This window comes from Bradyrhizobium sp. LB14.3 (assembly GCF_040547985.1).
Classification (GTDB): domain Bacteria; phylum Pseudomonadota; class Alphaproteobacteria; order Rhizobiales; family Xanthobacteraceae; genus Bradyrhizobium.
Genome location: NZ_JBEPQT010000051.1, coordinates 1 through 20,647, shown reverse-complemented (window position 1 = coordinate 20,647; position 20,647 = coordinate 1). Strand labels below are relative to the sequence as shown.

General features: G+C 64.1%; 18 protein-coding genes. 8 read left to right on the top strand and 10 right to left on the bottom strand.

Annotated elements, in window-relative coordinates:
- Window positions 1-138: 138 nt before the first annotated feature.
- Window positions 139-420, bottom strand: a complete 282-nt coding sequence (locus tag ABIB00_RS37430; RefSeq protein ID WP_247444336.1) for a type VI secretion system-associated protein TagO — start codon at window positions 418-420, stop codon at window positions 139-141.
- A gap of 232 nt (window positions 421-652) precedes the next feature.
- Between ABIB00_RS37430 and ABIB00_RS37425 the strand changes: the two genes are divergently transcribed.
- Complete coding sequence (locus ABIB00_RS37425) at window positions 653-1,291, top strand: HAD family hydrolase (RefSeq protein WP_247444337.1); 639 nt, start codon at window positions 653-655, stop codon at window positions 1,289-1,291.
- A 3-nt stretch (window positions 1,292-1,294) separates the two neighbouring features.
- Here the strand turns inward: ABIB00_RS37425 and ABIB00_RS37420 are convergent, their stop codons facing one another.
- Window positions 1,295-2,335, bottom strand: coding sequence for a phenylacetaldoxime dehydratase family protein (locus ABIB00_RS37420; RefSeq protein WP_354107815.1), 1,041 nt, complete (start codon window positions 2,333-2,335; stop codon window positions 1,295-1,297).
- A 28-nt stretch (window positions 2,336-2,363) separates the two neighbouring features.
- Entirely contained in the window at window positions 2,364-3,380 is a 1,017-nt protein-coding gene (locus ABIB00_RS37415; protein ID WP_354053058.1) for a carbon-nitrogen hydrolase family protein, read from the bottom strand.
- A 186-nt stretch (window positions 3,381-3,566) separates the two neighbouring features.
- Here ABIB00_RS37415 and ABIB00_RS37410 point away from each other — a divergent pair, with 186 nt between their 5' ends.
- The 4 genes from ABIB00_RS37410 to ABIB00_RS37395 all read left to right on the top strand — a co-directional run bounded on the left by ABIB00_RS37410 (window position 3,567) and on the right by ABIB00_RS37395 (window position 7,599).
- The gene (locus ABIB00_RS37410; protein WP_354053059.1) at window positions 3,567-4,523 is read left to right on the top strand and encodes an AraC-like ligand-binding domain-containing protein; all 957 of its coding nucleotides are present in this window, start codon (window positions 3,567-3,569) and stop codon (window positions 4,521-4,523) included.
- Window positions 4,524-4,622: 99 nt separating this feature from the next.
- Window positions 4,623-4,859, top strand: a complete 237-nt coding sequence (locus ABIB00_RS37405) for a hypothetical protein (RefSeq protein ID WP_354053060.1) — start codon at window positions 4,623-4,625, stop codon at window positions 4,857-4,859.
- Window positions 4,860-4,976: 117 nt separating this feature from the next.
- The gene (locus ABIB00_RS37400; RefSeq protein WP_354053061.1) at window positions 4,977-6,002 is read left to right on the top strand and encodes an aldo/keto reductase; all 1,026 of its coding nucleotides are present in this window, start codon (window positions 4,977-4,979) and stop codon (window positions 6,000-6,002) included.
- Between the two features lie 175 nt (window positions 6,003-6,177).
- Window positions 6,178-7,599 (top strand): MFS transporter, encoded by a 1,422-nt coding sequence (locus tag ABIB00_RS37395; protein WP_247444343.1) that lies wholly within the window; start codon window positions 6,178-6,180, stop codon window positions 7,597-7,599.
- A gap of 254 nt (window positions 7,600-7,853) precedes the next feature.
- Here the strand turns inward: ABIB00_RS37395 and clpA are convergent, their stop codons facing one another.
- Window positions 7,854-10,250 carry an ATP-dependent Clp protease ATP-binding subunit ClpA gene (clpA, locus tag ABIB00_RS37390; protein ID WP_354107814.1) on the bottom strand — a complete coding sequence of 799 codons (2,397 nt, stop codon included), beginning with the start codon at window positions 10,248-10,250 and terminating at the stop codon, window positions 7,854-7,856.
- 285 nt (window positions 10,251-10,535) lie between these two features.
- Window positions 10,536-10,868 carry an ATP-dependent Clp protease adapter ClpS gene (gene clpS / locus ABIB00_RS37385; RefSeq protein ID WP_247340690.1) on the bottom strand — a complete coding sequence of 111 codons (333 nt, stop codon included), beginning with the start codon at window positions 10,866-10,868 and terminating at the stop codon, window positions 10,536-10,538.
- 478 nt (window positions 10,869-11,346) lie between these two features.
- On the opposite strand from clpS, the gene ABIB00_RS37380 reads away from it, so the two are divergent.
- Complete coding sequence (locus tag ABIB00_RS37380) at window positions 11,347-12,699, top strand: TadE/TadG family type IV pilus assembly protein (RefSeq protein WP_354107813.1); 1,353 nt, start codon at window positions 11,347-11,349, stop codon at window positions 12,697-12,699.
- A gap of 73 nt (window positions 12,700-12,772) precedes the next feature.
- Here the strand turns inward: ABIB00_RS37380 and ABIB00_RS37375 are convergent, their stop codons facing one another.
- Window positions 12,773-13,111 carry a phasin family protein gene (locus ABIB00_RS37375; RefSeq protein ID WP_247340694.1) on the bottom strand — a complete coding sequence of 113 codons (339 nt, stop codon included), beginning with the start codon at window positions 13,109-13,111 and terminating at the stop codon, window positions 12,773-12,775.
- Between the two features lie 387 nt (window positions 13,112-13,498).
- On the opposite strand from ABIB00_RS37375, the gene ABIB00_RS37370 reads away from it, so the two are divergent.
- Complete coding sequence (locus ABIB00_RS37370; RefSeq protein ID WP_354107812.1) at window positions 13,499-15,343, top strand: serine hydrolase; 1,845 nt, start codon at window positions 13,499-13,501, stop codon at window positions 15,341-15,343.
- A 285-nt stretch (window positions 15,344-15,628) separates the two neighbouring features.
- On the opposite strand, the gene ABIB00_RS37365 is transcribed toward ABIB00_RS37370, so the two are convergent.
- From ABIB00_RS37365 to ABIB00_RS37350, 4 genes are all read right to left on the bottom strand, one after another.
- A complete protein-coding gene (locus tag ABIB00_RS37365) occupies window positions 15,629-16,354 on the bottom strand; it encodes a DnaJ domain-containing protein (RefSeq protein ID WP_354107811.1) in 726 nt (241 codons plus the stop codon).
- Window positions 16,355-16,420: 66 nt separating this feature from the next.
- Window positions 16,421-17,170 (bottom strand): vWA domain-containing protein, encoded by a 750-nt coding sequence (locus tag ABIB00_RS37360; protein ID WP_247444348.1) that lies wholly within the window; start codon window positions 17,168-17,170, stop codon window positions 16,421-16,423.
- Window positions 17,171-17,290: 120 nt separating this feature from the next.
- On the bottom strand, window positions 17,291-18,151 hold the full coding sequence (locus tag ABIB00_RS37355; RefSeq protein WP_247340699.1) for an alpha/beta fold hydrolase: 861 nt from the start codon (window positions 18,149-18,151) through the stop codon (window positions 17,291-17,293).
- A 345-nt stretch (window positions 18,152-18,496) separates the two neighbouring features.
- Complete coding sequence (locus ABIB00_RS37350; protein WP_354107810.1) at window positions 18,497-19,420, bottom strand: division plane positioning ATPase MipZ; 924 nt, start codon at window positions 19,418-19,420, stop codon at window positions 18,497-18,499.
- Window positions 19,421-19,707: 287 nt separating this feature from the next.
- Between ABIB00_RS37350 and panC the strand changes: the two genes are divergently transcribed.
- Complete coding sequence (gene panC, locus ABIB00_RS37345) at window positions 19,708-20,559, top strand: pantoate--beta-alanine ligase (protein WP_354107809.1); 852 nt, start codon at window positions 19,708-19,710, stop codon at window positions 20,557-20,559.
- The last annotated feature ends 88 nt before the right edge of the window (window positions 20,560-20,647 follow it).

Below are 20,647 nucleotides of genomic sequence, written 5' to 3'. Positions count from 1 at the left end.
GCTAGAAATTACATCCAACTCTACCGCGCCGCTCCAAAAACGATCGGCGGAAATATGAAAATTCTCCATTTCAAGGTTTTTCAGCAGACTGCTAGTCCGGAATCGCCGGTCGACGAGAACACGGCGAACAAGCAACCCTCAACAGCCGCGGCAGATGTTCTTCAGCTTCGCTGCGGTTTTGGCCTCTTCCGCAACGAACGGGTCCTTGTAGGCACTACGGGACGCATCGTTCTCCGCAGCAGCGGGCTTTTTCTCCTTCGGAGGAAATGCAGCATCGTAGCAGGCGAGACGTTCGCTCGTGCTTTCGATCGCGCGGCAGTCCGGTCCTGCCGCGACAGCGCCTTGCGACAGTGTGCCCAGCATCAACGCGACAAGAAGCGCTCTCCGGCGGATCCAGTCGACCAGACGAAATCCAGCCATACACGCTCCTGCTCAGTCGGCGGGAGCACTGGTGACCCTCAGTCACCGGTTGATGCCAATGGAAGGGCGGTGATGGCGCGACTCTACGCGTCCCTCCCGCGAATAGCGAGCTTTTAGGGATACGCAATATCAAGAAGGCGGATGTCGGCGTGACAATTGTTGCGCGTTGCCTTGGTCCGCGGCCTCGTTTAGGTCAAGCAATAGATGGCGGTATCAACCCAGGCGCGGCAACATGGTTACAATCTATTTCGATCTCGACGGCACGCTGACCAACCCAAAACCCGGGATCACACGCTCCATCCAGTACGCCCTGGAGCGGCTGAACGTGGCGGTGCCGAGCGAGGACGAGCTGACCTGGTGCATCGGCCCGCCGCTGCACGCCAGCCTGGAAAAGCTCACCGGCAGCGCGGAACTCGCCGACCGGGCGCTGCTGCTCTATCGCGAGCGCTTCAGCGATGTCGGCCTGTTCGAGAACGAGGCCTATGCCGGCATCATGGACACCCTGACAACGCTTGCCGCAACGACACCGCGCATGTTCGTGGCGACCAGCAAGCCCGCGGTCTACGCCATCCGCATCGTCGAGCATTTTGGACTAAAACCGTATTTCGAGCGCGTGTTCGGCTCCGAGCTCGACGGCACCCGCGTCGACAAGCGCGACCTGCTGCGCTACGCGCTCGACGAAGCCAAGGTCGATCCCGCCAGCGCGATCATGATCGGCGACCGCAGCCACGACGTGGTCGGCGCTCTCACCAATGGCATGACGGCGATCGGCGTGCTGTATGGCTATGGCAGCGAGGCCGAGCTGCGGGACGCCGGCGCGCATCACATATGCGCTGCGCATCCCGAGCTGCTCACTCACTGCGTGGCCTAAGTTCTAGGCACTGACGGTCTCCACCGCCGCCAGCATGCCGGTCTTGGCGTGGCAGTTCAGATATTCGAAGAACTGCTCGTCCGCCGCGGCCACAGTGACCTCGTGATAGAGCCGCAATTTTGCCGATGGCCCGAGCGTCGACAGATATTTCATCGCCGCGCCGAATATCTTGACGTGGGTCGGATGCGATTCCGCCCACCGTTCCAGCGCAGCCAGGCTCTTCCACCAGCTTTGGCCGTAGGACTTTTCGCTCGCGTTCCCGTCGGCTGCAAGCACGCGCATGTAGCGGTTGGCGTAGCAGCCGATGCCAAGACCGTCATGGCGCAAGAAATCCATCCCCTCGCGCAACACCGGCTCGACGTCGTCGAGATAGAGCTTTCGCTCCGAGGTCTCGGTATCGCTCCAATCCTGTCCTGACCGGATCAGGCAGAGATTGTCGTGCGCCTTCACGCGCAGCCGCGCGCCGTCGCGGATCAGCTCGGGATTGCCGCCCGGCGACATCGGATCGGTCTGCGACAGCGGGATGCGGTCGCGCATGCCGCCCCAATAGGCGTGCTCCTGCACCTCGCCGCTCATGCCCTGCGCAATCACCGCAACGCCCTCGGGCCGGTCGAGCGAGGAGAACAGCGTCTCGTGCCGCGCCACCGTGGGGCGCAGCACCTCGATGAAGGTGCCGACGCTCTCGAGCCGCTTCCCGGTCCAGGCCTCGCGCGCCGGTCCGAACCAGGCGTCGAAGCGCGCGATGTTGTCCCAATAGGCCACTGAGACGACGTTCTCGTAGCCGGCCTGATCGACATATTGCGCGCGGTCCCAATGCGAGGGACCGTCTTCCGCCGCAAAGCGCTCCGCGATTTCGGCGAGCGCGTCCGTCGCGACCGCCGGCGCCGCGCCACGATATTGAACGCCGAAATAGGCCATCAACACGCGGTTCACGGCGGGCTTGTAGCGCGCCACGAAGGACGGATATGGCGGCTGGTAATCGTCCGGCACACGCTTGTTGCGCGTGCGCGGGGTCTCGAGATGCAGAGGAATTGCGGATTCCATGATCGTGTCCCTCCCTCGATCCCGACGATCAGCTCGCCGCCGCGGCAATGTCGGTGGGCTCGACGCTGTCGACCGGCAGCGCAAACTGCTCGACGCGCTGGTATCGCTTCTTGTTGAGCAGGAGCCGCGTCACGTCGGGCCGCGAATAGTGCCCGGCGGGATCAGCGGCGTTCTTGGCGACACCGATGGCGCCGAGATCGATTTCGGCGATCAACAGCCCTTCCTGGTCCGGCGCGAGCTTGTCGCCGATCTGGCTCCCGTCAGGGCCATAGATCGCAGCAAAGCCACCGCCGGCATGCAGCAGCGCGTGCTTGTCCGGCCGATCGCAGAGTTCGTCGATCATGGCTTGCGAGACCGTCGCGCAAGGCGCGAGCACGAAGCAGGATCCTTCCACCGCGTAGACGCGCGAAGCGGCGTTGTTGACCTCGGCGCCGAGCGCTGGCGCGAAAGGATCGTAGAGCGAAAAACTCGGCCAGGCCGCGACATGCACCTGCTCGTTCTGGGCATACATCGCATACTTCGACAGCGGCTGGAGATGCTCCCAGCAGCACAGCGCGCCGATACGGCCGATGTCGGGCCGCGCATGCACGGCGAGATCGCTGCCATCGCCCTCGCCATAGACCGTGCGCTCGGCATGGGTCGGCCGCAGCTTGCGGCGCTTTGCGATGGTCTCGCCATCCGGCCCGATCAGCCATTGCGCCAGGTAAAGACTGCCGCCGTCACGCTCTGACAGGCCGAACACGGCGGTGAGCTTGGCCTTGCGTACAGCGTCGCGCAGCCGCTCGGACTGCGGGCTGTCGTAGGACAGCGAATTGTCGAAATAGCGCTGCACGAAGCCGCGACCGATCGCCCAAGCCGGCGAATCCATCCAGATGTGCCAGGGGTAGCCGGGGATGAAGGCCTCCGGAAAGGCGATCAGCTTGGCGCCCTTCTCGGCGGCGTCCCTGATCAGGGCGATCGATTTGTCGATCGAGGCATCGAGGTCGAGCCAGGCGGGCGCTGCCTGCACCACCGCGACCTTGTATTTCGGATGTTGGATGCCCATTCCCGCCTCCCTTGCCGGTTGATCGGAAGCTACGTCCGATGCAGTCTATTGGGCCAGAGCCGGACCAGGCCCGCTCGACCGCCCCGGCACGAAAACTCGACTGGAACGGCGGTACGGGATTTGCCTCGGTCAGGCGCGATCCGCGCAACATGCGATTTTACGGGATGTGAAAGGGAGGCTCTGCAGATGCCAATCCAGTTCACCACGGACGACAGCCCCGGCCACCGCCGGCTTGCGCTCTGGCAGGATATCGTCTGCGACGTCTTCGTCGGGCTCGACTGCAAGTCCGACCTTGGCAGCGCCTTTCGCGGCTCGGTCACCCGGGCGCCGCTGGGCAAGGCGGAATGCTCCGAGGTCTGTTCCGATCGTCAGCACGTGTTGCGCACACCCTCTCGCATCGCGCGCTCGGATCAAGATTTCATCCTGATCGCGCTCGGCAATCGCGGCGCCGGCGGCGTGGTGCAGGACGGCCGCGAGGCCGTGGTGCATCCGGGAGAGTTTGCGCTCTACGACACCACCCGTCCCTACGAGCTGAAATTCGACGGCACGTTCACGCAGACCATCTTCAAGGTGCCGCGCGAGATGCTGCAGCGCCGGCTCGGCGCGACCGAAGCCCTTACCGCCAGCACTTTCGGACCGGACTCGCCGCTGCAAAGGATCGCCTACGATTTCATCTACCGTCTTTGCCAGAGCGCGGATCAGATCGATCCGCTCCACGCCGCTGCTCTGTCGGAACAGGCGGTCGACGTCCTGGCGATGGCGCTGGGCGAGCGGCTAGGCCAGACGCCGCTGCCGTCCTCGACCCATCGCTCCGCCCTGCTCTACCGGCTGAAAGCGCATATCCGGGCTTACCTTGCCGATCCCGACCTCTCGCTGTCCGAGACCGCAGCGGCGCTCGGCATCTCCTCCCGCTACGTCAACGATCTCCTCGCCGACGAGGACACCTCGTTCCAGCGCTACCTCCTCGGTGAGCGCGTCGCTCAATGCAGGCGCGACCTCGCCTCGCCCGTGCTCGCCCACCGCCACATCAGCGAGATCGCCTTTGCCTGGGGCTTCAACGACCTCTCCCATTTCGGTCGCGTCTTCCGCGAGCATTTCGGGATGTCGCCGCGCGACTTCAGACAGAGCCAATTGCGGCATTGACATCCGGGTAGCCATTCGCCGGAGCCTTCGCTTCAGGCGAAGGCAATGCTCGTGAATTCCAGATTGTCAGGTGCTGCCGCCGGGATCAGGCTAGCGCACATGAGGACTCACGCCAACACAAGCGGATCGGAGGTCTTGCTGGGCGTCATCGCGATCCGGCTCGCGGTGCTGGTCGTGGTGGGCTGGACCCTGACGCTCTTGCCGCGGCAGGCGCGCGAGAGTGACGCCGGCTGCCTTCCCTCACCTGTAACGTGGAGCGAGGCTCGGCTTCCGGCGACGACGACCGGCGCGCGCGTGACTGACGCAGCCTTCGACGACATGCGTCTGCACGACTAGGGCCGCTCCCAAGCAAGGCCGGTATGTGGGCGTGGAATAGGACACGGCGCCTGCTTGCACTACCATTCGGCACCAAGGCCGCACCGTTCAACCAGCGGCCAGCCGAGGAGCATATCGATGGAATACCGACGCTTGGGCCGCTCAGGCCTCATGGTGCCCGCCTTGAGTCTTGGGACCGGCACCTTCGGCGGCGTTGGCCGCCTCGCTGCGTGGGGCACGACTGACGCAGCCGAAGCGCGGCGCCTTCTGGATATCTGCCTCGATGCCGGAGTGTCGATGTTCGACACCGCGAACGTCTACTCGCTCGGCGAGTCCGAGCGCGTTCTCGGCGAGGCCATCAAAGGCCGCCGCGATAAGGTTTTGATCTCGACCAAGGCAACGTTCCGCTTCGGCGACGGCCCCAACGACATCGGATCGTCACGGCAACATCTGCTCGCGGCCATCGATGCTTCGCTGAGCCGGCTCGGCACCGATTACATCGACCTGTTCCAGCTTCACGGCTTCGACGCCTTCACCCTGCCTGAAGAGGTGCTTGCGACCCTCGATGGGCTCGTGCGCGCCGGCAAGATCCGCTACGTCGGCGTCTCGAACTTCTCCGGCTGGCACCTGATGAAGTCGCTTGGCGTCGCCGACAAGCACGGCTTTCCGCGCTATGTCGCCAACCAGACCTACTATTCACTGATCGGGCGCGACTACGAATGGGAGCTGATGCCGCTCGGCCTCGACCAGGGGCTCGGCGCCGTGGTCTGGTCGCCGCTCGGATGGGGACGCCTCACCGGAAAGATCCGCCGCGGCCAGCCAAAGCCTGACGTAAGCCGCCTGCCCAAGACGGCCGAGTTCGGCCCGCCGGTGCCGGACGAGCACGTCTATCGTGTCGTCGAGGCCATCGACGAGGTCGCGAAGGAAACGGGCAAGAGCGTCTCGCAGATCGCGTTGAACTGGCTGCTGCAGCGTCCGACAGTCTCGACGCTGATCATCGGCGCGCGCAACGAGACGCAGCTTCGCGAAAATCTCGGCGCGGTCGGATGGTCCTTGACCACGGATCAGATCGCAAAGCTCGATGCCGCGAGCAAGGTGACCCTGCCCTATCCGTACTGGCACCAGCGCACGACCTTCACCGACCGCAATCCGCCGCCGGTGTAGACACCTTCGGAAACGCGAAATCGCCTGGCAGGCTGCGAAAGCCGTCCTGCCCATGCCTCGCCGCCGGGAGACCCGCTCCCGGTGCAGGAACTGTCCGTCTCCTGCCGGGTTGCGATGCATCTCGCTATTTCCTATTCGGAGATGTACCACGGCTCGAATCAAGCGCGCCTCCACCATGTCGCCTGCCCCCATCGAGCATGCCGACGGCCTGCCGCAGCCGCAGCGCAACCAGGCGGTGCTGACGATTGCGCTCGGCATCATCATGGCGGTCGTCGACAGCGCCATCGCCAACGTCGCGCTGCCGACGATCGCGGCCGACCTCGACGCGAGCCCGGCCTTCTCGATCTGGATCGTCAACGGCTACCAGCTCGCGATCACGATCTCGCTGCTGCCATTGGCTTCGCTCGGCGAGATCGTCGGTTATCGCCGCGTCTATCTGGTGGGGCTGGTGCTGTTCACGCTCGCGTCGGCCTTCTGCGCGCTGGCGCACACGCTGCCGCTCCTCACGATTGCACGCATCGTGCAGGGGTTCGGCGCGGCCGGCATCATGAGCGTCAACGCGGCGCTGGTGCGCTTCACCTACCCGCGCAGCCAACTCGGCCGCGGCATCGGGCTCAACGCCCTCGTCGTCGCCTTCTCGGCCGCGGTCGGCCCGACGCTCGCCGCCGGCATCCTAGCGTTCGGCAGCTGGCCCTGGCTGTTCGCCATCAACGTCCCACTCGGCGCGGTGACACTCGTCCTCGGCCTGCGTAGCCTGCCTCACACCAAGGCTGCGAGCCACTCCTTCGACTGGCAGAGCGCGGGGCTGTCCGCGATCACCTTCGGCGTCGGCATCGCGGCCGTCGACAGCGTCGGTCATGGCGAGGCCGCCATCGCCTGCCTCGTGCAGTTTGCCATCGCCATCGTCGCCGGCGCGCTGCTGATCTACCGCGAAACCCACGTGGCTTCGCCGCTGCTGCCGGTCGACCTGTTGCGCATCCCGGTGTTCGCGCTTTCAATTGCGACCTCGATCGCCTCGTTCTGCGGGCAGATGCTGGCCTTCGTTGCGATCCCGTTCTACCTCCAGAGCCGCTTCGGCTATTCGGCGGTGCATATGGGCCTCCTGATCACGCCATGGCCGATCGCTGTGGCGTTCGCGGCGCCGCTGGCCGGCCGCCTGGTCGAGTATTATCCGGCCGGCCTACTCGGCGGCATCGGGCTCACGCTGTTTGCGTGCGGCCTCGGCACGCTCGCCTTCCTCCCGGCGACGCCGACGCCGCTCGACGTGATCTGGCGGATGGCGCTCGCCGGTGCCGGCTTCGGCCTGTTCCAGACCCCCAACAACCGCACCATGATCGCCGCCGCTCCGCGCGAGCGCGCCGGCGGCGCGAGCGGCATGCTGGGCACCGCGCGGCTGCTCGGCCAGACCACTGGCGCGGCGCTGGTCGCGCTGTTCCTCGGTCGCTATCCGATCGAAGGAACCAGGATCGCACTGCTCACCGGCGTTGGCTTCGCGCTCTGCGGAGCCATGCTGAGCATGTTGCGGCTGTCGCCCGCGGGCGCGCGCGGTGCCGAGCATGTCCGCGTGCAGGACGATCAGCGTCTGCGCGGCGATTAGCGCGCCTCTCTCCGACTCAAAACGTCGCAGCGGGAGTCACCGGAGAGGCGCAAAAGGTGGTCGCGGGGCCTTCGAAGAGACCCAAGGCGAAACCGAGGGCCGAGCCCGCTCCTACCGCTGCGGCTGCGCCGCCAGCGGAAGAAAAGTAAGCTTCGCCTCTCACGAGGGCATCGGCGCCCCTACCTAAGGAAGTGTGGCCCTCCAAATAAAAAGGCCGGCCCTTCAGCCGGCCTTTTCAATTCATTGCGCGCAGATCAAGCTTTGACCAGCGGACCCTTGGTCGGCCCTTTCGAACCGCCCGGCTTGGACTTGCCCGGCGGGCGTTTGCGGGCGCCCGGGAGCTTCTCCTGCTTCGGCGTAACCGGACCCTCGACGAATTCGAAGCCGATCTTGTCCTTGGTCTCGTCGGCCTCGTCCTTGACGAGGACGACGCGGACGTGGCCGCCGCCCTTCAGCTTGCCAAACAGCACCTCGTCTGCCAGCGGCTTCTTGATGTGCTCCTGGATCACGCGAGCCATGGGACGTGCGCCCATCTGCTCGTCGTAACCATGCTTCACCAGCCAGGTCTTGGCGGGTTCGGACAACTCGATGGTAACGTCGCGATCGCCGAGTTGCGCTTCGAGCTGAAGCACGAACTTCTCGACCACCGTGCCGATCACCTCGACGCTGAGATGGCTGAACGAGACGACGGCATCGAGACGGTTGCGGAATTCCGGCGCGAACTGCCGGTTGATCGCCTCGTGGTCGTCGCCTTCACGCTTCGAGCGCGTGAAGCCGAACGCCTGCTTGGCGAGATCGGACGCGCCGGCATTCGTGGTCATGATCAGGATCACGTTGCGGAAGTTGACCTGCTTGCCGTTGTGGTCCGTGAGCCGGCCGTGGTCCATGATCTGGAGCAGCACATTGTAGAGATCAGGATGCGCCTTCTCGATTTCGTCGAGCAGCACCACGCAATGCGGATGCTGGTCGACGCCGTCGGTAAGCAGGCCACCCTGGTCGAACCCGACATAGCCGGGAGGCGCGCCGATCAGGCGCGACACGGTGTGCCGCTCCATGTATTCGGACATGTCGAAGCGCAGCAGCTCGACGCCGAGTGACGCCGCGAGTTGCTTTGCGACCTCGGTCTTGCCGACGCCGGTGGGGCCCGAGAACAAATAGCAGCCGATCGGCTTCTCCGGCTCGCGCAGGCCGGCACGCGCCAGCTTGATCGAAGCGGCGAGCGACTCGATCGCCTTGTCCTGGCCGAACACGGTGCGCTTCAGGGTCTGCTCGAGATGCTTGAGCACCTCGGCGTCGTCCTTTGACACGCTCTTCGGCGGGATCCGCGCCATCGAGGCGATCGTGGTCTCGATCTCCTTGATGCCGATGGTCTTCTTGCGCTTGTTCTCGGCGACCAGCATCTGCGCCGCACCGGATTCGTCGATCACGTCGATCGCCTTGTCCGGCAGCTTGCGGTCGTGGATGTAGCGCGAGGAGAGCTGCACCGCGGCCTCGATCGCCTCATTGGTGTATTTCAGCCGGTGGTAGTCCTCGAAGTAAGGCTTGAGCCCCTTGAGGATCGCGATCGCGTCCTCGACCGTCGGCTCGTTGATGTCGATCTTCTGGAAGCGCCGCACCAAGGCACGGTCCTTCTCGAAGTGCTGGCGATATTCCTTGTAGGTGGTCGAGCCCATGCAGCGGATGGTGCCCGAGGCAAGCGCCGGCTTGAGCAGGTTCGAGGCGTCCATCGCCCCGCCCGACGTCGCGCCCGCACCAATCACGGTGTGGATCTCGTCGATGAACAGGATGGCATTGGGATGCGCCTCGAGCTCCTTCAGCACCTGCTTCAGGCGCTCTTCGAAGTCGCCGCGATAACGCGTGCCGGCGAGCAGCGTGCCCATGTCGAGCGAGAACACGGTCGCAGCCGCCAGAACTTCCGGCACCTCGCTGTCGACGATGCGCTTGGCAAGGCCTTCCGCGATCGCGGTCTTGCCGACACCGGCCTCGCCCACGAACAGCGGATTGTTCTTCTGCCGGCGGCACAGCACCTGGATCGCGCGGTTGATCTCGGAATTGCGTCCGATCACCGGATCGATCTTGCCGTCACGCGCCTTCTTGTTGAGGTTGACGCAATAGGTATCGAGCGCCTCGCCCTTCTTCTTGGCGTCGTCGCTGCCCTTGGTCTCGGTCTCCTCGTCGACACCGCGCACGGGGCGCGCCTCGGAGACGCCCGGCCGCTTGGCGATGCCGTGGCTGATGTAGTTGACGGCGTCGTAGCGCGTCATGTCCTGCTCCTGCAGGAAATACGCGGCATGACTCTCACGCTCGGCGAAGATCGCGATCAGCACGTTGGCGCCGGTCACCTCTTCGCGGCCGGACGACTGCACGTGGATCACCGCGCGCTGGATCACGCGCTGGAAGCCGGCAGTCGGCTTGGCGTCGTCGGCGCCGTCCGTCACCAGATTCTCGAATTCGGTCTCAAGATAATTGACGAGGCTCGTGCGGAGCTTGTCGAGGTCGACGCTACAGGCGCGCATGACGGCGGCTGCATCGGAGTCGTCGATCAGGGAGAGCAAAAGATGCTCGAGCGTCGCGTATTGGTGATGACGCTCGTTTGCGATCGCCAGTGCACGATGCAGGGATTGTTCAAGGCTTTGGGAAAAAGTCGGCATTCGCGTCCTCTATGGCCCCCACCATCATGATCGTCATCGACCGGTCAGGCAACAACAACCTTTGTCACATATAGGTATATAAGATCGCGGCGAAAGACCGGTTCCGCGACTCAGGCGGCTGCACGGCTGCGGTACCTTTTGATGCAAAACCCGTTCCGTTCGGGCGCGATCGGCGCCGGTGCAGAATTCCGTAGTTTTGCCCGCAACGAACATCGCGCGCAGACCCCACGCGACGATCACACTGCGACATGCACAAGAGCCGGCCTCGAACGCGCCGTAGGCGTCTTACTTCTTTTCCATCACGCATTGCAGCGGATGCTGGTGCTTGCGGGCGAAATCCATCACCTGCGTCACCTTGGTCTCGGCGATCTCGTAAGTGAACACGCCGCACTCCCCGATCCCATGATGATGGACGTGCAGCATGATCTTGGTCGCGGCCTCGGCGTCCTTCTGGAAGAATTTCTCCAGCACGTGAACGACGAATTCCATCGGCGTGTAATCGTCGTTCAGGATCAGCACGCGGTACAGGTTCGGCCGCTTGGTCTTGGGTTTGACCTTGGTGATGACGGACGTGTTTGGCGCGGAGGGACCGCCGGGACGGTTCTCGTCGTTGCTCATCCGGGGAGCGTGGGCGGCGGCGGACAATTCTGGTCTGGAAGACAATTGCGGCATGGCTCAGGCGTTCAAATTCCCCACGGAAGCGTATGACGGTTCACCTCGCAGCCCCGTCTTCGGAGCTTCGCACAGGCGCGCCGCCTTGTTGGATCGCCGCTTTCAACCGATCCGGTCCAAACCAGATCGGCTTCAGCGAATATGGGCCTGCCCCCGGCTCGCCGCAAGCATGCGACGGATCGGCCGATGCGGCCGCGGCGGCCCCGATTCCCGGTCGGAGCGATCCTCGGCAAGGTTAATCAATCCGGACCGATTTGACAAAAACTTCCGCCCGCCCGTTTAGAAGATGTTGACCAGGAACCCGGCCGTTAACACCGCTGCGACGGTTTCGCGCGGGATACTTCGGTTTTCTACGGTTGAATTTACCGGGCGTTCAATGGCGTGGCGCGAAAACTGGCAAAGTCAAAGATTTTCGGGGATCGCCATGTCTCGCCTGCCCCTCGTCAGCCGTATCGGTCGACAGCTCGCCCGGTTCGGAGCGGCCGAACAAGGCAATATCGCCGTGATCTTCGCCATCGCGCTGCTCCCGGTTTTGACCTTCGTCGGAGCTGCGGTCGACTACAGCCGTGCGGTCCAGGCCCGTTCCGCGATGCAGTCGGCCCTCGATTCCACTGCACTGATGGTCTCCAAGGATCTGTCGTCCGGCACCATCACGACGTCGCAAATCAGCACCAAGGCGCAGGACTATTTCAAGGCCCTGTTCACCGCCACCAGCACCCTGCCGTCAGTCACCGTCGCGGCCACTTACACCGCGAGCACCAGCATGGGCTCCACGATCCAGGTCACCGGCACCGGCAGTTACACGACCACCTTCATGAAGGTCGCCGGCTTCCCGACGCTCGACGTCGGCGCCAATTCCACCAGCGCCTGGGGCCTGGTGCGCATGCGCGTGGCCTTGGTGCTCGACAACACCGGTTCGATGGCGCAGGACGGCAAGATGGCGGCGATGCAGACCGCCGCGAAGAGCCTGGTCGATCAGCTCAGCGCGCTCGCCAAGACCAGCGGCGACGTCTACATCTCGGTCGTTCCGTTTGCCAAGGACGTCAACGTCGGCAACAGCAATTCCAGCAAGTACTGGATTGATTTCAGCGATTGGGACGCGGCGAACGGCAGCTGGAGCTGCACGTCAGGCAGCAACAACAACTGCAACAATTGGAAGTGGACACCGGCCAACCATAATGCCTGGACAGGGTGCGTGGTCGACCGCGACCAGGATTACGACATCAAGAACACGACGCCCACGAGCGGCAATGTGGGGACGCTGTTCCCGGCCGAACAATACTCCTACTGCAACACAGGCAGTTCGTCCTATCTGCAGCCGATCATGCCGCTGAGCTACGACTGGAGCTCGCTCAAGGGCCGGATCGACGACATGAAGCCCACCGGTAACACCAACCAGGGCATTGGCCTTGCCTGGGGCTGGATGACGCTGTCGACCGGCGATCCCATGAACGCGCCGGCCAAGGACACCAACTACACCTACAAGGACGCGATCGTGATCCTTTCCGACGGTCTGAATACGCAGAACCGCTGGTACAGCAGCGCTTCGCAGATCGACACGCGGCAGAAGAAGCTGTGCGACAATGCCAAGGCTCAGCCCAGCAACATCACGATCTATACGGTGCAGGTGAACACCGGCAGCGACCCGACCTCCAGCGTGCTGCAATATTGCGCGAGCGGCACCGACAAATTCTATCTGGTAACGAAGGCAGATCAGACCGTCTCGGTGTTCAAGGACATCGGTACGTCGCTGTCGAAGCTGCGCGTGGCGCGCTAAGACCGACCCGCCGCGACACAAAAAAGCCCGGCTGCTTCAGCCGGGCTTTTGATTCCAGGATGTCCAGGAAACGTTAGTTGGCGGCCGGCGTGAACTTCGACACGATGGTCTCGACCGGCTTGAACGCCTGCTTGGCGAGATCGCTGTAGAGGCCGGCGATCTTCTGCGATTCCGCGACGAAGGTCTCGTAGGCGGAACGGGCGAAATCGGTCTGCGCTTCGACGGCCTTGTCCAGCGACTTCACACCGGAAAGCTTCTCGACGAAGGACTTGGTGTCTTCGAACGACTTCTTGGTGTAGTCGCCATAGGCGCTGGCGATCGCCTGAAGGCCGTGCTGCATCGAGGTCGCGGAGGCGACGTACTGCTCGAAGTGCTCTTTCCCGTAGCCCTGAAAGTCTTCAACCTTGAACATTCGGAATCCTTTTCCCTAGCTCTCGTCGGAAGCCCCGGCTCCCTGACTCTGCTCACAATTAGTGCAACGCACAAAAAAGTCAAGAATCTTGTGCGGCGCACAAAAATGCATGCAAATTCGCGGAGATTCCCGGGGGGTCCCGCAATGGTTCCTTAAGCTTTTGGAAACCGCGGCCCCGTACTTTGATTCCCTGGACGTCTTCAACTTCCGCAAGCGGCCGAAAGCCGTTGAAGAACATCACCTTAGCCAGAATAGCGGCTCAGGCCCAACCTCCCCCGCGGCGAACACCTGTGGAGGGGCAGCCTGAGCAGGTAATGATCCCGGATCTCATGGGCACAATTTCGCCTCACGAGCCGGTGATCAAGTCAGAAACGGGGACGGGGTTTCATGCTTCGTAAAAACTTGTCTTCCTCGCGCTTGGCGCGGATTGGCGTTTTCGGGCTTCTTACGGTCACCACCGCAGTCATCTTCACCACCGATGCTGCCGAGGCGCGGCGCCATCGGCGCCATTACGCGCAGCATCGCGTGCAGCGCGATGTGTCCGAGAGTTCCAGCCCGAAATTCGCGTCGATCATCGTCGACGGCAATTCCGGCTCCGTGCTCCAGGCAACGAGCCCCGACGGGATCCGCCATCCGGCCTCGCTGACCAAGATCATGACGCTCTATCTGCTGTTCGAGCGTCTCGAGTCCGGCAAGATGAAGCTCGACACCGAGATGCCGGTGTCGCAGCACGCCGCCGATCAGGATCCGACCAAGCTGAACCTGCGTGCCGGCCAGACCATTCGCGTCGAGGACGCGATCAAGGGTCTCGTCACCCGCTCAGCCAACGACGCAGCCGTGGTGATCGCGGAAGCGATCGGCGGCGACGAGGACGACTTCGCCCAGATGATGACGCGCAAGGCGCGCTCGCTCGGCATGTCCAGGACGGTCTACCGCAACGCCAACGGCCTTCCCAACGACGAGCAGGTCACGACCGCGCGCGACCAGGCCACGCTCGGCCGCGCCATCCAGGAGCGCTTCCCGCGCTACTATCGCTATTTTGCGACCTCGACGTTCACCTGGCACGGACAGTCGATCCGGAACCACAATCATCTGCTCGGCAGTGTCGAGGGCGTGGACGGCATCAAGACCGGCTACACCCGCGCCTCCGGCTTCAATCTCGTGACCTCGATGCGCCGCGGCAACCGCCACCTGATCGGCGTCGTGCTGGGCGGCCGCAGCGGCGGCTCGCGCGATGCCATCATGCGCAACCTGCTCGCAGAGAACCTCGATAAGGGCGCGACCACCCACACCGTCGCCGCGGTCACCGAGCGCAATGGCTCTGACGCCGCTGTCGAGGTCGCCGATGCGTCGGATACCCCGGCCCGCTCCGTTCCGCAGGTTCAGGCCGCCGCTCCTGCCCCCGAAACAGCCCCGCAGCGTCTCGCCTCGCGCCTGTCGGCGCTTGCTGCTGCGACCGCCGCGATGCCGCCGGCTCAGCCCAGATCTGAATCCAGCAAGCCTGAAGTTCGGCCGACGGAATCCAAGATCGAGCCCGCGCCGCTCACCAATGGCGTGATCTCGAGCCAGCCGCTCTCCCTCATCCCCGGTTCGTCCGAGCCGATGAAGCCGGTCCGGGTCAAGACTGTCCAGGTCAAGGCCGGCACCGTGAAGGTCGCCTCCGCCGCCCCGGCTCAGGTCGCACCGCAGGTCACGAGCACGATCGCGGCCCGCTCCGACATCGCCGAAACCTCCAGCGCCGTCGTCGCCCGGGCAGACCTCATCAACAAGCGTGAGGTCGTCAGCCAACCGGAAGCTCCGAGGGCCGAGCTCGCCCGTACCGAGCTGCCGCGGCAGCCGGCGGGCTTCGGCACCGGCAATGGCATCCTCGGCGTATTGCCGGCCGCAACCGCCGCCGCGCCCGCTCCGGCCGTCGCGAAGCTCGCTTCAGCCGACCCGACGCTGCAGCCGATCCAGATGAGCGCCACCACCAGGCCGGCCGTCACCCATAGCGGCTGGATCGTCCAGGTCGGCGCGCTCGAGAGCGAGAACGAAGCCCAGCAGCGCATCGACGCGGCGCGCAGTTCGGCCCGCGGCCTGCTCAGCAAGGCCGACCCGTTCACCGAGGTCGTAGCGAAAGACAATCGCAAGCTCTACCGCGCCCGCTTCGCCGGGCTCGAGCGCGACCAGGCCGAAGCCGTCTGCCGCACCCTGAAGCGCGCCGATATCTCCTGCATCACCGTTCGCAATTGATCTTTCGCATCGCGCCAATCAAAAAATGCCCGCGCCTTGCGCGGGCATTTTCATTTTCGGGATGCGGTGATGCCAAGACCTTTCGATAGCAAGGCTGCGATGCCAAAGGCCGTGATGCCAGGCTGTTTGATACCGGGGCTGTTCCACGACAACCTCTCGTCAAGGATTTACGGTTAAAATTTTGCGCAAGGGATCGACCACGCCGACAATGGCGGGCATCGGGGCGACGGCAAACAGAGCAAGTGGGGCTCACACGGGACGGGCGTTTGTAGCGTGGTGCCGGAGTTAGCCGTTATGCGTACGAAGCAGAGTATCCTTGGCCTCGTTTACACGGGCAGCGAGATACGTCGAGCCCCCCTGGTCGGGATGCAATTTCTTCATCAGGGACTTGTGGGCGCGGCTGATATCGTCACGCCCCGCCCCCGGCTGCAAGCCAAGGATCTGATAGGCCTCCTCCGCCGTCATTTTGCCGCTCGCCACCGTGCGGCGCTGCCCCCCTGCCGCGTTGCCCTGCGCGTTCTGACGCCAGGCGGGAAACCGGCGGTCCAGATAGCTTTCAAGTAAGGCCACGCTCTCGGCGTCGAACGCCGAGACCATTGCCAGCAGGCCAGCCAGATTGAACTCGTCGAGATCGCGCCCGGCATGAGGCCCGGCGACGATCCGGCCTCCGAGCTGGCCAGACTCGTGATCGAGCCGCATATCCAGGAATTGCGAGCGCACGCGCGAGGCCTGACCGGCCGGGCGCGTCGCGCCTCCGCCGAACAGTCCGCCGACGTTGCCCAAGCCGGCGTTTGCCAGTGGTGTCCAGCCCAGGAGCCCGGCGCCGAAGATCCCGAGCGGGATCGCCACCACCAGTTCGCCCCGCAAGCCCGTGAACGCTGCGACAGCCAGCGCCACCACGCCGCCACCGAACCTGATCGTGCGTGCCAGCACGGCCGGATTGGCGGAACGAAACATCTGGAGCAGCAGATAAAGGGTGATAACAGCGATAGCGCCGGCAATCAGGGTCATGGCCGGAATATACCCGGCCTATCGTCAAAATGCATGGTGTCTTGTCCCCCGCGGACCGCGCCAGCGCTACTTCATCTGGCCGATCAGCCTGGCCGCGCCGCTGGCGGTCTTCGCCAATTGCAACAGCGCCTCGCGTCCGCCGGCGGCGTAGGCGGCAGCTGCGCGCAACAGCTCGCGCAACTGCGCCGCCGCGCCCGGATCGAACCGGCACCAGGCGCCGCCGGTCAGGCGCGCGATTTCGCGAAAAGCCTGCTCGGCGACGGCGTCATGGCCCTCCTGAAATACGAACACAGGCACCTTGAGCATGCCGAGCTCACCGGCCTTGGCACAGAGCTCGTCGACGTTCTCTTCCATGGCGTCGCCGACGAAGACAACGGCGCGCACGCCGGATGCGACCGCCTCGCGCCGCGCCTCGCTCAGCACCTTGCCGATCTGGGTGTCGCCGCCGCGGCAATCGATCTTGCTCATCAGCGCCGCAAGCCTGGCGCTGTCGGAAATCCATCCCGTGGCGCGGCACTCGTTGAATCCGCGATAGTAGACGAGCCGGATGTCGAGACTGCCGAGCGCGGAGGTCTCACGGAACATGTCAGCCTGAAGCGCGCAGGCCATGTCCCAAGTCGGCTGCCGGCTCATCGTCGCATCCAGCGCGAAGATCAGCCGGCCTTTCGCACCGGGAGCATGTGGCGACAGCGCTCTCGCGTTTGCGACGAAGGCGGCGATGTCCTCCGAGGTCGACGCCCCCGCCTGCGGCACCGCGCCGCCTGGTTTCGCCGAGACGGCATCGCGGCCGCGCGGTTTGATGGGTTCGCCCGACATCCATTGACCCTGCGTGAGCGGCTAATGTGGTTAGCGCGCGCAGCCCGGTCAATGTGCAAAGCCCCCGCAGGCAGGAGCCGGCGGGGGCTTTGAAAATCGATACTGACGATGAGGAAGACGTTAGCTCTTGGCAGGCGCCATCAACGCGACCGGACCGGGCTCGAGAATCTTGGGCGGGGACGATTGCGTGTCGACCGGCGCGACCTCGCTATCAGTCGCGCTCAGGAACTTGTCGAGCATGCCCTGGATCGAGTTCTTGGCTGCGTCCGGACCGGTGTCGCGCATGTCGTTGTGCTGGAATTCGGTCTTCACGACCTGGATGCCGGCCTTCTCGCATTCCTCGTCGGTCGGGATCACACCCGCATCGGTCTTGAACTGCGGGTCCTGCGAACGGAACGACAAAATCTTGAACTTGCCGGCGGTGACGAAGGGCACGCGCAGATTGTCGAGCGTGACGACCTTCTTGACCTCGTCCGGATACTGCTTGGCGAAATACATCGTGATGTCGCCGCCCATGGAGTGGCCGACCATCGTCACCCTGCCGTAGTCGGCGTTGGGCTGAACCTTCTTCATCTCTTGCATGGCAAGATGGATGTTGGCGACGCCGCGCAGGATCTGCGGCAGCCGGCCGACATAGAGCTCGCCGGGCTTGGTCACCATCGGAGGATCGGTCGGCAGATCATGCTGCGGGCTGACGACGAGGTAGCCGCGCGCAGCGAAGATGTTGGCGAGGAAGCCGTACTCCGTGTTCTTGACGGTGTTGCCGTGGTTGATCACGGCGACCGGCATCGTGATCATGCCGGCATTGGCCTGCATTTCCTTGTCGCGACGGATCGCGATATCGACAGGCACGGCGCGGTTGTCGCGCGAGGCGTCGTAGAAGGTGATGGTCTCGTGTTTGATCGCCCACTTGCTCGCCGTGAAATAGGCGACGCCGCAGAGGGCACTGACCGAAACCAGAACGGCAATTCCACGCTTCATTTTCGTCCTCAGCCTCAGGCTCGTGCGGCCTGAATCCCTGTTGAAAATCGTGTTCTTCCGGAGCTCTTCGGCCCCTGGTCGCCTATTCCCTAATATATGTCACAGGGGCGTGACAGGAAGGCCAAATATTGTGAACTGACAGCCCTTTCATTGTGCGTCGCACACGTTTCTTGGGCATCCCTGCTCTCATACGGCTACGTCAGGGTGCACGTCACCCTCCTACGCAACGGTCTCGATTGGGTTCAATTTCGCAGTAAACGCGAGGTGAAAACGGCCGAGCGAAGGCTCGGTTCCCGTGAGGACCCGGCCGCTTTGATCGACTGGAAGTAGCAATATACCGCCGTCTCAAGCGCCGAGGATGTCGTGGACCTCGAGCGGCTTATCGACCTGGCTGAACCACTCGGCGCGGTTGGCCGCACGGCGGCGGCCGCGCTCGTCGAGCGGAAGCTTGAGCTGGCGGAGCAGGCTCGTCACCTCCTCCCGCGCGGTCAGATGGCCGAGATTGGGCCGCATGCCGAGCGTGGCCTCGTCGATCTCGTCCAGCGCGGTCAGGCCACGCGGGAAGAATTCGCGATAGACGACGCGTTCGGCGAAGCCGTCGACGTAGCGGAAGCCGAGCCGCAGCGACAAATCTTTCAACCCCTCGGCGACGAGCTGCTTGTTGCGGGAGCCGAGCATCGACAGGCGGTTGCGCACGACGATCCAGTCGGTGGTCGCGCCGTCGAGCTGGCGGCGCTTGCGGCGGGTGTCTCGCACCATCTCGGCGTAGTGGCTCTCGCCCGTCACCGCGTAGTTGGCGGGATCGACGGTGCCGAGCACGTCGAAATCGAGGAAGCTATCATTGATCGGGGTCACCAGCGTGTCGGCCATCGAGTGCGCAAGCCGCATCAGATAGCTGTCGGTGCCGGGCGTATCGATGACGATGAAGTCGAAGCTGCTCTCGACCGCCGAGACCGCCTCCATGAACTGAAGGAACTCGGAATTCTCGTTCTCGGCGACCTGCATGGTCTCCCCGAGCTTGATGCAGCGATGCAGCGGCAGTTCGAGGTCAAGCTTGGTGCGGCGCGTCCAGGCGGAACGGTTATTGATGTAGTGAGTGAAGCTCTGCTGACGGCAGTCGAGGTCGATGGTGGCGACGCGCTGGCCGGCTTTCAGAAGCGCGACCGCGATGTGCAGGGCGGTGGTCGACTTGCCGGAGCCGCCCTTCTCGTTGCCGAGCACGACCACATGCGCCGCGCCGGACTGGCCTTGGCTAGCTTGCACAAGCATCGCGATCCTTAACACCCCTAACAAATATCTTCGAGTTGGCCGCGCCTGCGGTCAAGTGAAATGCGCGACAGGTAATGCAATTCGCACTGCGCCGTTCTTCATCATGAATCGCGGCGTCTTCTCTCGTCTGTGATCCAACCCACAACATCGCGACATCGTGTCGTGCGCGGCCTTGCGCGGGATGCTGTGCCGCAGTCGGACGCATGGCGTCCACGGTCGCCGCTTGTTAAGGTTAGTCTGCCGGGCGCCGGGACGCGCTCGCCGATTCCCAACTCCGTCGAGTTCTGATGTCACGCAGCCCCTTGATCGCCCGCACGGTCCCCGCCTTGCGACGCGCCGTCGACCATCTTCGCAAGCGAAAGGCCACGATCGCGCTGGTCCCGACCATGGGGGCGCTCCATGACGGCCATGTGTCGCTGGTGCGCCTCGCCAGGCGGCGCGCGAGCCGCGTGGTGGTGTCGATCTTCGTCAACCCGACCCAGTTCGCACCGACCGAGGATTTTGGCGCCTATCCGCGAACCTGGAAGGCCGATATCGCCAAGCTCACCGCCGAGGACGTCGATATCGTCTGGCACCCCGGCGCCGAGGCCATGTATCCGGAGGGCTTTGCGACCCGCATCGTGCCGGAGGGACCGGCGCTGGCCGGCCTCGAGGACCGCTTCCGCCCGCATTTCTTCGGGGGTGTCGCGACCGTCGTCGGCAAGCTGTTCACGCAGTGCCGGCCGGATGTCGCGATCTTCGGCGAGAAGGATTTTCAGCAGTTGCGGGTGGTGACGCAGATGGCGCGCGACCTCGACCTCGGCGTCAAGGTGATCGGCTCCCGCACTGTGCGCGAGCGCGACGGGCTCGCGATGTCCTCCCGCAACGTCTATTTGTCGCCACAGGAGCGGCAGACCGCAACCACGCTGTACCGCGCCATGAAGGAGAGCGCCGGGCGCATCCGCGCCGGCGAAGCGATCGCTTCCGCAATGGCGCGCGGTGCCGGTATGATCACGGCGGCTGGCTTTGCGCTCGACTATTTCGAGGTGCGCCATGCTATCACGCTGGCGCCGGCCACCTCGCGCACGGACGGCCCTTTGCGGATCCTGGTCGCGGCCAAGCTTGGCAGCACCCGGCTGATCGACAATATCGCGGTCTAGGGTCTGTTGGGATTCAGGATTCTCATCGGGGCTTGGTTGTGATTCAAGCTTGGGATGGACCGATTCGTTTTGACTGACGCCCAATGGG

Coding starts and splice junctions, on each gene's coding strand:
- ABIB00_RS37430 (WP_247444336.1), bottom strand. CDS start 420: ATGGCTGGATTTCGTCTGGTCGACTGGATCCGCCGGAGAGCGCTTCTT.
- ABIB00_RS37425 (WP_247444337.1), top strand. CDS start 653: ATGGTTACAATCTATTTCGATCTCGACGGCACGCTGACCAACCCAAAA.
- ABIB00_RS37420 (WP_354107815.1), bottom strand. CDS start 2,335: ATGGAATCCGCAATTCCTCTGCATCTCGAGACCCCGCGCACGCGCAAC.
- ABIB00_RS37415 (WP_354053058.1), bottom strand. CDS start 3,380: ATGGGCATCCAACATCCGAAATACAAGGTCGCGGTGGTGCAGGCAGCG.
- ABIB00_RS37410 (WP_354053059.1), top strand. CDS start 3,567: ATGCCAATCCAGTTCACCACGGACGACAGCCCCGGCCACCGCCGGCTT.
- ABIB00_RS37405 (WP_354053060.1), top strand. CDS start 4,623: ATGAGGACTCACGCCAACACAAGCGGATCGGAGGTCTTGCTGGGCGTC.
- ABIB00_RS37400 (WP_354053061.1), top strand. CDS start 4,977: ATGGAATACCGACGCTTGGGCCGCTCAGGCCTCATGGTGCCCGCCTTG.
- ABIB00_RS37395 (WP_247444343.1), top strand. CDS start 6,178: ATGTCGCCTGCCCCCATCGAGCATGCCGACGGCCTGCCGCAGCCGCAG.
- clpA (WP_354107814.1), bottom strand. CDS start 10,250: ATGCCGACTTTTTCCCAAAGCCTTGAACAATCCCTGCATCGTGCACTG.
- clpS (WP_247340690.1), bottom strand. CDS start 10,868: ATGAGCAACGACGAGAACCGTCCCGGCGGTCCCTCCGCGCCAAACACG.
- ABIB00_RS37380 (WP_354107813.1), top strand. CDS start 11,347: ATGTCTCGCCTGCCCCTCGTCAGCCGTATCGGTCGACAGCTCGCCCGG.
- ABIB00_RS37375 (WP_247340694.1), bottom strand. CDS start 13,111: ATGTTCAAGGTTGAAGACTTTCAGGGCTACGGGAAAGAGCACTTCGAG.
- ABIB00_RS37370 (WP_354107812.1), top strand. CDS start 13,499: ATGCTTCGTAAAAACTTGTCTTCCTCGCGCTTGGCGCGGATTGGCGTT.
- ABIB00_RS37365 (WP_354107811.1), bottom strand. CDS start 16,354: ATGACCCTGATTGCCGGCGCTATCGCTGTTATCACCCTTTATCTGCTG.
- ABIB00_RS37360 (WP_247444348.1), bottom strand. CDS start 17,170: ATGTCGGGCGAACCCATCAAACCGCGCGGCCGCGATGCCGTCTCGGCG.
- ABIB00_RS37355 (WP_247340699.1), bottom strand. CDS start 18,151: ATGAAGCGTGGAATTGCCGTTCTGGTTTCGGTCAGTGCCCTCTGCGGC.
- ABIB00_RS37350 (WP_354107810.1), bottom strand. CDS start 19,420: ATGCTTGTGCAAGCTAGCCAAGGCCAGTCCGGCGCGGCGCATGTGGTC.
- panC (WP_354107809.1), top strand. CDS start 19,708: ATGTCACGCAGCCCCTTGATCGCCCGCACGGTCCCCGCCTTGCGACGC.